At 73.1% G+C, this 12,520-nt stretch carries 10 protein-coding genes; 3 read left to right on the top strand and 7 right to left on the bottom strand.

Annotated elements, in window-relative coordinates; all coding sequences use genetic code 11:
* Window positions 1-5 precede the first annotated feature (5 nt).
* Window positions 6-1,436 (top strand): sugar ABC transporter permease, encoded by a 1,431-nt coding sequence (locus D0D15_RS12425; RefSeq protein WP_115944442.1) that lies wholly within the window; start codon window positions 6-8, stop codon window positions 1,434-1,436.
* A 45-nt stretch (window positions 1,437-1,481) separates the two neighbouring features.
* Entirely contained in the window at window positions 1,482-2,657 is a 1,176-nt protein-coding gene (locus tag D0D15_RS12420) for an ROK family transcriptional regulator (protein ID WP_094008675.1), read from the top strand.
* A gap of 111 nt (window positions 2,658-2,768) precedes the next feature.
* Here the strand turns inward: D0D15_RS12420 and D0D15_RS12415 are convergent, their stop codons facing one another.
* The 5 genes from D0D15_RS12415 to D0D15_RS12395 all read right to left on the bottom strand — a co-directional run bounded on the left by D0D15_RS12415 (window position 2,769) and on the right by D0D15_RS12395 (window position 9,794).
* The gene (locus tag D0D15_RS12415) at window positions 2,769-4,352 is read right to left on the bottom strand and encodes an ABC transporter ATP-binding protein (RefSeq protein WP_094008674.1); all 1,584 of its coding nucleotides are present in this window, start codon (window positions 4,350-4,352) and stop codon (window positions 2,769-2,771) included.
* Complete coding sequence (locus tag D0D15_RS12410) at window positions 4,349-5,230, bottom strand: ABC transporter permease (protein WP_094008673.1); 882 nt, start codon at window positions 5,228-5,230, stop codon at window positions 4,349-4,351. Before D0D15_RS12410 ends, D0D15_RS12415 begins: the two co-directional genes overlap by 4 nt.
* Window positions 5,227-6,183: an ABC transporter permease gene (locus tag D0D15_RS12405; protein ID WP_094008672.1), complete on the bottom strand. Its 957-nt coding sequence runs from the start codon at window positions 6,181-6,183 to the stop codon at window positions 5,227-5,229. The genes D0D15_RS12410 and D0D15_RS12405 overlap by 4 nt, the downstream gene beginning before the upstream one ends.
* Before the next feature lie 5 nt (window positions 6,184-6,188).
* A complete protein-coding gene (locus D0D15_RS12400; protein WP_094008671.1) occupies window positions 6,189-7,829 on the bottom strand; it encodes an ABC transporter substrate-binding protein in 1,641 nt (546 codons plus the stop codon).
* A 177-nt stretch (window positions 7,830-8,006) separates the two neighbouring features.
* Entirely contained in the window at window positions 8,007-9,794 is a 1,788-nt protein-coding gene (locus D0D15_RS12395; protein ID WP_094008670.1) for a gamma-glutamyltransferase family protein, read from the bottom strand.
* Between the two features lie 87 nt (window positions 9,795-9,881).
* Between D0D15_RS12395 and D0D15_RS12390 the strand changes: the two genes are divergently transcribed.
* A complete protein-coding gene (locus D0D15_RS12390; protein ID WP_167481498.1) occupies window positions 9,882-10,763 on the top strand; it encodes a LysR family transcriptional regulator in 882 nt (293 codons plus the stop codon).
* 9 nt (window positions 10,764-10,772) lie between these two features.
* On the opposite strand, the gene D0D15_RS12385 is transcribed toward D0D15_RS12390, so the two are convergent.
* Window positions 10,773-11,156, bottom strand: coding sequence for a VOC family protein (locus D0D15_RS12385; RefSeq protein WP_094008668.1), 384 nt, complete (start codon window positions 11,154-11,156; stop codon window positions 10,773-10,775).
* 17 nt (window positions 11,157-11,173) lie between these two features.
* Window positions 11,174-12,490, bottom strand: a complete 1,317-nt coding sequence (lysA, locus tag D0D15_RS12380; protein WP_115944440.1) for a diaminopimelate decarboxylase — start codon at window positions 12,488-12,490, stop codon at window positions 11,174-11,176.
* Between the last annotated feature and the right edge of the window lie 30 nt (window positions 12,491-12,520).

The following is a 12,520-nucleotide window of genomic DNA, read 5'->3' as shown; positions in this document are numbered from 1 at the left end:
TGGCCATGACTGAAACCCCCACCAAGCCCGGCTCGGGCCGGCCCCCGGCGGCGATCTCGGACTTCGGCATCGACACCACCTCGCGGTCCACCCGCGAGGCGATCGGTGACTACTTCGGGCGCCTGCGCGGCGGCGAGCTGGGCGCCCTGCCCGCGCTGCTCGGCCTGCTCGTGCTGGTGCTGGTCTTCACCGGGCTGTCCGACACCTTCCTGTCGCTGAACAACATCGCGAACCTGTTCGCGCAGGGCGCCGGGCAGACCATCATCGCGATGGGCATCGTGCCGGTGCTGCTGCTCGGCGAGATCGACCTGTCCGCGGGCACCGCCTCCGGGCTCGCGGCGTCGGTGATGGCGCTGCACTTCACGCAGAACGGCAACCTGCTGGGCAACTTCGGCAGCACGGTGTTCTACGGGTTCATCGCCGGGTCGATCGTGGCGGCCGCGCTGTGCGTGTGGATGCGCGTCTGGATCGGCGCGGCGCTCTCGCTCGTCGTGCCGGTCGTCATGCTCGCCGGGTTCGCGGCCAACCCGTGGATCGAGATCGTGCTGGCGATCTGCGTCGGCGTCGTCATCGGCGCGCTGACCGGAACCATCGTCGCCAAGATCGGCATCCCGTCGTTCGTGGTGACCCTGGCGCTGTTCATCGGCTGGTACGGCCTGCTGCTGCAGCTGGTCGGCGAGGGCGGCACGATCTCCATCCGGCAGAGCGACGTGCTCTACCAGGTGGCCAACGGCAACCTGTCCATCCTGGGCGGCTGGATCATGTTCGCCGTCGCCGCGGGCGGGTACGCCGCGGTCGTCCTGACCCGCCACTTCGGACGGTTGCGCCGCGGGCTGGTGGCGCAGCCGACGACGATCGTGCTCGTCAAGGCCGCCGCGGTGCTGGTGATCGGCGCGGTCGCGACCTACCTGCTCAACACCAACCGCTCGCCCAACCCGGACCTGACCACGATCGCCGGCGTGCCCTACGTCGTGCCGATCGTGCTGGTGCTGCTGGTCGCCGGCACGTTCGTGCTGGACCGCACCCGCTACGGGCGGCACATCTACGCGGTCGGCGGCAACAAGGAGGCCGCGCGGCGCGCCGGGATCAAGGTCGACAAGATCCGGATGAGCGTGTTCCTGATCTGCTCGGCGGTGGCCGCGATCGGCGGGATCGTCTACAGCTCCAAGGTCGGCGCGGTGGACGGCAACTCCGGTGGCGGCAACACGCTGCTGTTCGCCGTCGGCGCGGCGGTGATCGGTGGCACGTCGCTGTTCGGCGGCCGCGGCCTGCTGCGGGACGCGGTGATCGGTGGTCTGGTGCTGGCGACCGTCCAGAACGGCCTCGGCCTGCTCGGATTCCAGGCGGCAACGGTTAACATCATCACCTGCCTGGTCCTACTGGTGGCGGCAGCCGTCGACGCGCTCTCCCGCAAGCGTGCCGCGGTGGCGCGCTGAGGCACGGGTGAGGACCGCCGATCACAGGCCAGCAGGGAAGCGCAGGTGACGACCACACCGACCGCGGGCACGCGCCCGGACGACGTGCGCCGGCACAACAGGGCCGCCCTGTTGCGCCGGCTGCACGTCCATGGTCCGTCCACACGGGCCAGTCTCGCCACCGATCTCGGGCTGAACCGCAGCACGATCAAGGCGCTGGTGGACGGGCTGGCCGAGGACGGGCTCGTCGAGGAACGGGTGCCGGCCCAGCGCAGCGGGGCCGGCCGCCCGTCGCTGCTGGTGCTGCCGCAGCCGCAGGCCGCGGTGGTGCTGGCGATCGACATCCGGGTCGAGCGGGCCGGGATGGCGCTGGTCGGGATCGGCGGCGAGATCCTCGGGCGGGGCGGGTGGAACATCCGCTCCACCACCAACGACCCGCGCGAGGTGTTCACCAAGATCGTCGACACGGCCGGCCCGCTGATCGACGAGCTGGGCGTCCAGCCGGTCGCGGCCGGGGTGTCGGTGCCGGGTGTGGTGCGGCACGCCGACGGGTTCGTGCACGAGGCGCCGAACCTGCACTGGACGGACATCCCGCTCGGCGCGTGGCTGTCGCGCGCGCTGCACCTGCCGGTGCACATGGGCAACGACGCCGAGCTGGGCGCGCTGGCCGAGCACCTGCGGGGCGTGGCGCGCGGGTTCGACGACCTGGTCTACATCAGCGCGGACGTCGGCGTCGGCGGCGGCGTGATCTCCAACGGGGTGTCGATGCGCGGCGCCGGCGGGCACCACGTCGGCGAGGTCGGGCACATGGTGGTGCGGCCGCGGGGGCGGCAGTGCTATTGCGGCTCGCGCGGCTGCTGGGAGACCGAGGTGGGGGAGCGGGCCCTGGCGCGGGCGCTGGGGCTGGACGAGGACAGCCCGGTCGGCGCGATCGTGCACGAGCTGCGGCTGCTGTCGGCGAACGGTGCGGCGCTGGACAAGCTGGCCGAGTTCACCGACTGGCTCGCGCTCGGGCTCGGCAACGTGGTCAACCTGCTGTGCCCGCAGCTGGTCGTGCTGGGCGACCTGCTGACCGCGCTGCCGCCGGTGCTGGTCGAGCAGGTGGAGCGCTCGGTGCGCGAGCGGAGCCTGGTGAGCCGGGCCCTGGCCGGCACCCGGGTGGCGACCTCGGCACTGGGCACGGACGCGAAGCTGCTGGGCGCCGCGGAGCTGGCGTTCGAGACGGTGCTCGCGGACGGCTGAGGGCATGCCCCGGCGGCGCGCCGCGGGGCCTGGACGGTGGCGCGGCGCAAGGACGCCCGGCCGACCGCGGAGCTGACTCGTCGCGCTGGTCGGCCGGTCCGCGCGCACCGGTCAGGCGAACACGCCCGTTCCCGGGATGGCGTCCAGCAGGGCCTGCGTGTAGGGCTCCTCCGGGGCGGCCAGCACCTTCCCGACCGGGCCCTGCTCCACCGCCCGCCCGGCGCGCATCACCACCACGTCGTGCGCGATGGCGCGCACCACGGCCAGGTCGTGCGAGATGAAGAGGTAACTGAGCCCCAGCTCCTCCTGCAGGCGCCGCAGCAGGGTGAGGATCTGGTCCTGCACCAGGACGTCCAGCGCGGACACCGCCTCGTCGCACACCACCAGCCTGGGGTCCAGCGCCAGGGCCCGCGCGATCGCCACCCGTTGCCGCTGGCCGCCGGACAGCTCGTTCGGGTGCCGGTGCGCCACCGACGACGGCAGGGCCACCTGGTCCAGCAGCTCCCGCACCTTCGCCGCGCGGCTCGCCTTGTCGCCGATCCGGAAGACCCGCAACGGCTCGCTGATCAGCCGCTCCACCGTGAACAGCGGGTCGAGCGAGGCGTACGGGTCCTGGAACACCGGCTGCATCGCCCGGCGCGCCGCCTTCAGCCGCGCCCCGCGCAGGCCCAGCACGTCCTCCCCGTCCAGCCGGATCGTGCCGGCGGTCACCGGGACCAGCCCGAGCACCATCCGCGCCGTCGTCGTCTTGCCCGACCCCGACTCGCCGACGATCGCCGTCGTGCGGCCGCGCTCGACCGTGAACGACACGTCGTCCACCGCCTTGAACACGCCCCCGCCGCCGCGGATCCGGTACTCCTTCGACACCCCGGAGACCTCGAGCACCGGCGCGGCCGCGGCCGCCACCGGCAGCGGTTCCTTCAGCGACGGCGCGGCCGCGATCAGCCGCCGCGTGTACTCGTGCTCCGGCGCCGTCAGCACCCGCCGCGCGGGACCGGACTCCACGACCCGGCCCTGCGACATCACCACCACCCGGTCGGCCCGGTCCGCGGCCAGCCCCAGGTCGTGCGTGACCAGCAGCATCGCCGTGCCCAGCTCGCGGGTGAGCCCGTCCAGGTGGTCCAGGATCTGCCGCTGCACCGTGACATCCAGCGCCGAGGTCGGCTCGTCGGCGATCAGCAGGTCCGGCCGGCACGCCAGCCCGATCGCGATCAGCACCCGCTGCCGCATGCCACCGGAGAACTCGTGCGGGTACTGCCGCGCGCGCCGCGCCGGATCGGGCAGCCCCGCCTCGCCGAGGATCTCCACCGCCCGCGCCATCGCCTCCCGCCGGTTCGCCAGCCCGTGCGTCACCAGCGTCTCCGCGACCTGCCTGCCCACCCGCGCGACCGGGTTCAGGTTCGTCATCGGATCCTGCGGCACCAGGCCGATTTCCCGGCCGCGCAGCCGCCGCATCCGCTTTTCGCCGGCGTGCGTGACGTCCTCGCCGCGCACCACGATCCGCCCGCCGGTCACCCGGCCGGATCCGGGCAGCAGGCCCAGCACCGCGTGCGCCGTCGTCGACTTGCCGGACCCGGACTCGCCCACCACGGCGACCCGCTCCCCGGGCATGATCGTCAGGTCCGCGCCGTGCACGACCTCGGTGCCGCCGAAGGACACCCGCAGGTCCTCGACCCGCAGCAACGGTTCGGTCATCGGGAGCTCCTCGGGTCGAGTGCGTCGCGCAGCGCGTCGCCGAACAGGTTGAACCCCAGGCAGATCAGGGCCAGCGCGATGCCCGGGAACACCCCCGGCCACACGGTGCGGAACAGGTACTGCTGCGCGTCGGAGAGCATGATGCCCAGGCTCGGCTCGGGCGGCTGGATGCCCAGCCCGAGGAACGACAGGATCGCCTCGCCGAGCACCGCGGCCGGCATGATCACCGTCGCCTGCACGATGATCGCCGACATCGCGTTCGGCAGGATGTGCTGCCCGAGCACGCGCAGCGGCCCGGCGTGCATGGTGTGCGCCGCGAGCACGAAATCGCTGTCCTTCAGCCGCAGCGTCTCCGCCCGCACCACGCGGATCATCGTGGGGATGTTGGCGATGCCCAGCGCGATCGCCGCGTTGGTCAGCCCGCCGCCGTTGATCGCGGCCAGCCCGACCGCCAGCAGCAGGAACGGGAACGCCAGCATCAGGTCGGTCAGCCGGGACACGATCGCGTCGAGCCACCGCCAGTATCCGGCCAGCAGCCCCAGCGGGACGCCCACGACGATCGCGAGCAGCACCGACAGCAGCCCGACCTCGAGCGAGGTCCGCGTCCCGTACAGCACGCGGGAGAGCACGTCGCGGCCGAGGTCGTCGGTGCCCAGGGCGAACCCGACCGTCGCCGGCTGCTGGAACGGCGTCGTGAAGTGCACTTCGGACGGTGCGTAGGGCGCCAGCCACGGCGCGAAGATCCCGGCGACGAGCACGATCAGCAGCAGCACGCCGCCGGTGATGCCCATCGGGTTGCGCAGCAGGTTGCGCCACACCCGGCCGCGGACCCGCCCGGGAGCGAGCGTGGTTTCGGCAGTGACCTCGGGCGCGGTCATGCGGCCCTCCCAGACACCCGGACCCGCGGGTCGATGACCGTGTAGAGGACGTCGACCAGCAGGTTGATGACGATGTAGGCGAAGGTGATCACCAGCACGACGGCCTGGATCACCGGGTAGTCCCGGCTGAACACCGAGTCGAGCGTGAGCTTGCCGATGCCGGGCAGGCTGAAGATCCGCTCGGTGACCACCGCCCCGGCGATCAGCCCGCCCAGCTGCAGGCCGACGATCGTGGTGACCACGATGAGGCTGTTGCGCAGCCCGTAGCGGAAGATCACCGCGCCGCGGCCCAGGCCCTTCGCCCGCGCGGTGCGCACGAAGTCGGCGGTCAGCGTGCCGGTCATCGAGGCGCGGGTCTGGCGCTGCACCACCGCGGCGTGCGACAGGCCGAGGATCACCGCGGGCAGCGTCAGGTAGTACACGCCGCGCAGCGGATCCTTCAGCGGGGACACGTATCCCGACGCCGGGAACCATCCCAGCTGGACGGACAGGTAGACCACGGCGAGGATGCCGAGCCAGAACGTCGGCACCGACAGGGCGAACAGCGAGAACCCGTTGGCGGCCCACTCCGGCCAGCGGCCGCGGAACACCGCGGCGAGCACGCCGAGCAGCACGCCGGCCAGCACCGCGATCAGCATCGCGTACACCGCGAGCTGCACGGTGACCGGCAGGGTCGTGCCGATCATCTCGGTCACCGGCGTGCCGGTGCGGGTCGAGCGGCCGAAGTCGCCGGTCACCGCGTTGCCGAGGAACTTGAAGTACTGCACCGGCAGCGGCTGGTCGAGGCCGAGCTGGGCGCGCACGGCGGCCAGCGTCTCGGCGTCGGCCTCCTCGCCCGCCATCGCCAGCGCCGGGTCGCCGGGCAGCGCGCGCACCCCGGCGAACACCACGATCGAGGCGAGCACCAGCGTGACCGCGGACTGCCAGAGCCGGTGGAACAGGTAACGCAGCATGGTCGTCAGCCCTCCTGGCCCGCGCGGAAGGCGGCCTTGCCGAGCCGGACCACGCCGTCGGCGTACACCTCGACCCCGGCCACCCGGGCCGAGTGGACGGTGAGGTTGCGCAGCCGGTAGGTGTAGACGATCGGGTTCTCCCGCTGGATCACCCGCGTGGCCTGGCCGTACAGCTCGGCGCGGGCGGCGGTGTCGGTGGTGCGGGCGGCCCTGGCGAGCAGATCGTCCAGTTCGGGCGAGGCGAACCCGCCGTAGTTGCCGGCCGAGCCCGACGACAGGAACCGCGCGGTGTTGGCGTCCGGGTCGATGCGGCCCGACCAGCCCAGCTGCAGCACCTCGAACGCGCCGCGCTTCTGCACGTCCAGCAGCGTCGAGTACTCGACCGGGACGATCTTCAGGTCGAACCCGCCCTCGGCGACGCTGGCCTGCAGCGCCTGGGCGTAGCGCAGCTGGTCCTGGCTGTTGGACACCTGCAGCGTGACGGTGTAGGGCACCGGCACGCCGGCCTCGGCCAGCAGCCGCCGCGACCGCGCCGGGTCGAAGGCGGGGCAGGCGTTGCTGGCCGGTGTCGCGTACGGCGACTGCGGCGCGATGGGGGAGCAGGCCACGTCGAACCAGTTGTTGAAGACGGTGTCGACCAGGGTCTGCCGGTCGATGCTCGCGGCGAACGCCTCCCGCACCCGCCGATCGCGCGCGATCGGGGTGTCGATCGGCTTGGCCGGGGTGCCGGCGCCGTCGACGTTGCCGGTGTTGATGGTGACGCCCTGGTAGCCCAGCGACGGGGACTGCAGCACCTTCAGGTCCGGGTCCTTGGCCAGCGCGTCGACGTCCTGCGGCGAGATCAGGTCGGCGACCTGGATGTCACCGGAGCGCAGGTTCGCGGCGCGGATGTTGGCGTCGGGCATGATCCGGTACAGGATGCGGTCGAAGTGGACGTGCGCCGCGTCGTAGTACAGCGGGTCGCGCTCGACCTCGATCGAGGTCTGCGGCACGCGCTTGACGAACTTGAACGGCCCCACGCACACCGGGTGGTCGCCGAAGTTCGCGCCATCGGCCGCCAGCGCGGCGGGGGACAGGATCATCCCGGCGCGGTCGGCCAGCGCGGCGGTGATCGGCGCGAACGGGCGTTTGTAGGTGAGCACGACGTGGGTCGCGTCGGGCGCCTCGACGCTCTGCACGGGACCCATCTCGCTGGCCCGCTGCGAGCCCTTGAGCGTGAGGTGGCGTTGCAGGCTGGTGCGGACGGCGGCGGCGTCGAACGGGGTGCCGTCGGCGAACGTGATGCCGGTGCGCACCGGGATGGTGACCGTGAGGCCGTCCGCGGACAGCGCCGGCAGCGCGGTGGCCAGCTGCGGCACGATCTGCCCGGACGCATCCAGGTCGTAGAGCTTCTCGCAGATCGAACTCATCACGTACCGCGTGTAGAGCGAGCTGGACGTGGTCGGGTCGAGCCGGTCCGGCTCGGACGACAGGCCCATCACGAGCTCGCCCCCGGCCTGCACGGCCTGGGCGCCGACCGGCGTGCCGTAGTCGTCGGTGTGCTCGGCGGTGCTCGCCACGTGCTGAACCGGCACGCACGCGGTGAGCGCCACGGTGACCGCCGCGAGTGACGCGAAAACGCGCCACCGGGACTTCTCGTGGGGCATGGGCAAACTCCAGCGCGTTCGAATGTGTGCGCAGCCTACGGTAGTTTCCCGCGGTTTGTCATCGATTTCCGGCGAGTTAATTCCGGTAACGAATCACGGTCGCCGCGCGGGCAGGAAAAACAGCGGTCCGGGGGGATGGATCGGACCGCTGATTTCCGTTTTCGGAAATGTCGCGGGCTAGCGTCCGACGGCGTAGCCCTGCATGCCGCGCGGGTTCGCACCCGCTGACAGCACACCGGTTTCCGGGTCGCGGGCGACCGCGCAGAGCCGTCCCTCCGACCACGGGTCGGCGATCTCGACATCGTGCCCACGGCGGCGCAGTTCGGTTATCGCGGAATCGCCGATGCGCGATTCGACGGTGACGCTGCCCGGTTTCATCGCGCGCGGGTAGAACGAACTCGGGAAACTGTCGGTGTGCCAGTTCGGGGCGTCGATCGCGCCCTGCAGGTCGAGGCTTCCGCGTACCGTTCCGCGCAGCGCGACGGCGAGGAAGAAATGCACGCTCCACTGGTCCTGCTGGTCCCCGCCGGGCGTGCCGAACGCCATCACCGGCACCCCGTCGCGCAGCGCCATCGACGGCGACAGCGTGGTGCGCGGGCGGCGGCCGGGTACCAGGGAGTTGGGCAGGCCCTCGTCGAGCCAGGCCATCTGCAGCCGGGTGCCCAGCGGGAAGCCGAGGGCCGGGATGACCGGGTTGGACTGCAGCCAGCCGCCGCTCGGGGTCGCCGCGATCAGGTTGCCCCACCGGTCGGCCACGTCGAGGTGGCAGGTGTCGCCGCGGGTGGCGCCGTCCTTGGCGACGGTCGGCTCACCGGCGCCCGCGGCGGGCGGCGGCGGGACCGCGCCGCTGAGCGCCAGTTCGGCCTGCTTGCTCAGCCGCGGCTGACGGCCGTCGGGCGAGCCGGGCCGCAGTTCGGCCGACGCCCGCTCGCCGATCAGGGCGCGGCGGGAGTCGTTGTAGGACGCGGACAGCAGGGTGTCCAGCGAGACGCCGGTGCTGTCGCCGTACCACGCCTCGCGGTCGGCCATGGCGAGCTTGGTGCCCTCGATCAGCGTGTGCAGGTAGTCCGGGGTGCCGTACTCGAGACCGTCCGGCAGCAGGGCGAGCTGCTGCAGGAACGACGGCCCCTGGCTCCACAGGCCGCACTTGGCGACCGTCCAGCCCTGCCAGTCGTAGGTGACCGGGTCCTCGTAGCCGGCTTCGAACGCGGCGAGGTCGTCGGCGGTCAGGGTGCCGGCGTGGCGTTCGCCGGAGGTGTCCAGGGTGGGGCGGGCGGCGGCCTCGGCGATCGCCTCGGCGATGAAGCCCTCGCGCCAGATCCGGCGGGCGGCCTCGATCTGGGTCTCCCGGCCCGCGCCGGCGGCTTCGGCCTCGGCGATCACCCGGCGCCAGGTCGCGGCCAGCGCCGGGTTGCGCAGCATCTCACCGGGCTTCGGCGGGCGCGCGTCGCGCAGGTAGATCTCCGCGGAGCTGGTCCACTCGGTCTCGAACAGCTCCCGCACGCTGGCGATGGTCGAGCCGATCCGCTCGACCGCCGGGTGCCCGTGCTCGGCGTAGCCGATGGCGTAGCGCAGCACCTCGGCCAGCGTCTTGGTGCCGTGGTCGCGCAGCAGCAGCATCCAGGCGTCGAACGCGCCGGGCACGGCGGCGGCCAGCGGGCCGGTGCCGGGCACCAGGTCCAGGCCGAGCGAGGTGTAGTGCGCGACCGTCGCCCCCGCCGGGGCCGGGCCCTGCCCGCACAGCACGCGCGGCGCCTGGCCGGCGGGCGCGAGGATGATCGGCACCTCGCCGCCGGGACCGTTGAGGTGCGGTTCGACGACGTGCAGCACGAACCCGGCGGCCACGGCCGCGTCGAAGGCGTTGCCGTCGTCCTCCAGCACCGCCATCGCCGTGGCGGAGGCGAGCCAGTGGGTCGACGACACCATGCCGTGAGTGCCCTGCAGCGTGGGACGGGTGGTGAACACGGATCGAGTAGACACCCTCGAACGGGTGAACGTCCAAGACATGTGTGACACCATCCCCATAGCCGTTCGCTATCGATGGGAGCCGTGGTGGAACGCCGCCAGCTGGAGTACTTCGTCGCGATCGTCGAGCACGGCGGGTTCACCGCGGCGGCGAAGGCGTTGCACGTCGCGCAGCCGTCGCTGTCCCGCGCGATCGGCAAGCTCGAACACGAGCTGGGCGTCACGTTGTTCCACCGGGTCGGCCGCCACGCCGTGCTGAGCACCGCGGGCGAGGCGCTGACCGGCCGGGCCCGGTTGGTGCTGCGGGACCTGGACGCGTTGCGGGCCGCGGCGGGCGCGATCGGGGACGGCGCGGCCGGGCTGGTGGACGTCGCCGCGACCTCGTCGTCCGGGCTGGAACCGGTCACCAGCGTGATCGCCGAGCTGGCGCGGCGGCATCCGGGGGTCACGGTCAGCACGACGTCGGCGATGTCGGCGGCCGAGGTGGTCGCGATGGTGCTGCAGGGCCGGTGCGAGGTCGGGGTGTGCGGCAGCGCGGAGCGGCCGTCCGGGCAGGGGCTGGTGACGCACCACCTGCGGGACGAGGAGTTCCTGCTGGTCGTGCCGCCCGGCGCGCTCGGCGTGCCGGGGCCCGCGGTGGCGCCGGAGATGCTGCGCGGCATGCGGTTCGTGGTCACCAAGCCGGCCACGGCGGTGCGGGCGCTGTTCGACCGGCTGGCGGCGACCGTGGGGGACATGACGATCGCGGCCGAGGCCGGGGACCGGGGCGTGGTGCTGCCGATGGTGCTGAAGGGCATCGGGGCGGGGCTGATGCCGGACGGCTGGTCGGACCTGGCCGTCCGGGCGGGCGCGGACGTCTACCGGTTCGACCCGCCGGAGCGGCTGCCGCAGTGGCTGGTGCACCGCAGCGGCCCGGTCACCGCCGCGACGCGCGCGTTCATCGACACGACACTGGCGGCGCGGAACTGACCCGGCGCGTCAGGATTCCCCCGCGGCCCGATCGGACTCGCTGCGCAGCACGCAGAACTCGTTGCCCTCGGGGTCGGCGAGGACGGCCCAGCCGGAACCGTCCGGGTTCCGGCGGTCGGCGACGAACGTGGCGCCGAGGCCCAGCAGCCGCGCCACCTCCTCGTCGCGCGAGGTCTCCGGGCGCAGGCACAGGTGGATCCGGTTCTTGATCGTCTTGGGCTCGGGCACCTGGTTGAAGTGCAGCACCGGGCCCTCCGCGAGCAGCACCTGCGTCTCCGGATCGCCCGGCCGGTCGTCCGGGTGGAGCGGACGGCCGGTCACCCCGCTCCAGAACCGGGCCAGCTCGTAGGCGTCCGCGCAGTCGATCGCGACGTTCTGCAATACCGAGACCATGTGCCGAGCTTCCCGGATCAGCCCACGTCGCGGCGCAGCAGGTCCTCCTCGGTCTCCCGGCGCACCAGCACCCGCGCCGCGCCGGCGGCGACGGCGACCAGTGGTGGGCGGCCGGTCAGGTTGTAGTTCGACGCCAGCGCGTGGTGGTAGGCGCCGCTCACCGGCACCGCCAGCAGGTCGCCGGGGCGGACGTCGGCGGGCAGCGGGGCGTCCTCGGCCAGGATGTCCCCGGCCTCGCAGTGCCGGCCGGCGATGGTCACCGGGCGGCGGGGCGCCCTGGTGTGCCGTCCGACGAGCCGGGCGGTGTAGCGCGCGCCGTACAGCGCGGGGCGCGGGTTGTCGCTCATGCCGCCGTCCACCGCGACGAAGCCGTCCTTCACCGCGGCCACCCGGTACAGCGTGATTCCGGCCGTCGCGACGAGCCAGCGGCCGGGTTCCAGCACCAGGGCCGGGACTCCGAGCCGGTGGCGGTCGCACTCCAGGCGCAGCGTGCCCAGGATGCGGCGGGCGGCGCCGGTCAGGTCGAAGGCCGCCTCGCCCGGCCGGTAGGGCACGGCGAACCCGCCGCCGAGGTCGAGCTGGTCGAGCGTCACCCCGTGCCGGTCGCGGACCTGGGCGAGCAGGTGCACCATGCGCCGTACGGCTTCGGCGTAGGCGCCGGTGTCGCGGACCTGCGACCCGAGGTGGCAGTGCAGCCCGGCGGCCCGCAGGCCCGGCTGGGCGAGGACGTGCCCCACGGCGTCCAGCGCGGCGCCCGAGGCGAGGGAGAACCCGAACTTCTGGCCGTCGACGGCGGTGGCCAGCGCGCGGTGGGTGTGCGCGTCGACGCCCGGGGTGACCCGCACGAGGACCCGCTGCCCGGCGGGGGCGAGCGCGGCGAGCTGGTCGATCTCGTCGCCGGAGTCGGCCACGATCCGGCCGGCGCGCGCGGTGAACGCGGCCTTGAGGTCCTCCGGGGTCTTCACGTTGCCGTGCACCAGGATCCGGTCGCCCGGCACGCCCGCCGAGCGCGCCATCGCGATCTCCCCGGCCGAGCAGACGTCCGCGCTGAAGCCCAGCAGCCGGAGCACCCCGCGCACGGGCAGTGCCTTGGTGGCGAAGGCGATCTCGGCGCCCGGGAACGCGGCGCGCAGCGTCTCGGCGCGGTGCCGGATCTCGGTTTCGTCGAGCACCTGCACCGGCGTGCCGAACCGCGCGGCGAGCCGGGACAGGCTCACCCCGCCGCAGGTCAGGTCACCGCCCTCGGCGAGACGGGTGGTGCGCGGCCACAGGCCCTCGTCCAGCGGCGGTTCACCGGCGAGGCCCACGCTGGGCAGCACCTCGGCGAGTGTCATGACGTCCTCCTTCGGTTTCCCTGAAGGAGA

The organism is Amycolatopsis thermalba (assembly GCF_003385215.1).
In the GTDB taxonomy this organism is placed as follows: Bacteria; Actinomycetota; Actinomycetes; order Mycobacteriales; family Pseudonocardiaceae; genus Amycolatopsis_E; species Amycolatopsis_E thermalba.
This window is presented reverse-complemented; position numbering and strand designations above follow the sequence as displayed.

Coding starts and splice junctions, on each gene's coding strand:
- D0D15_RS12425 (WP_115944442.1), top strand. CDS start 6: ATGACTGAAACCCCCACCAAGCCCGGCTCGGGCCGGCCCCCGGCGGCG.
- D0D15_RS12415 (WP_094008674.1), bottom strand. CDS start 4,352: ATGACCGAACCGTTGCTGCGGGTCGAGGACCTGCGGGTGTCCTTCGGC.
- D0D15_RS12400 (WP_094008671.1), bottom strand. CDS start 7,829: ATGCCCCACGAGAAGTCCCGGTGGCGCGTTTTCGCGTCACTCGCGGCG.
- D0D15_RS12410 (WP_094008673.1), bottom strand. CDS start 5,230: ATGACCGCGCCCGAGGTCACTGCCGAAACCACGCTCGCTCCCGGGCGG.
- D0D15_RS12405 (WP_094008672.1), bottom strand. CDS start 6,183: ATGCTGCGTTACCTGTTCCACCGGCTCTGGCAGTCCGCGGTCACGCTG.
- D0D15_RS12385 (WP_094008668.1), bottom strand. CDS start 11,156: ATGGTCTCGGTATTGCAGAACGTCGCGATCGACTGCGCGGACGCCTAC.
- lysA (WP_115944440.1), bottom strand. CDS start 12,490: ATGACACTCGCCGAGGTGCTGCCCAGCGTGGGCCTCGCCGGTGAACCG.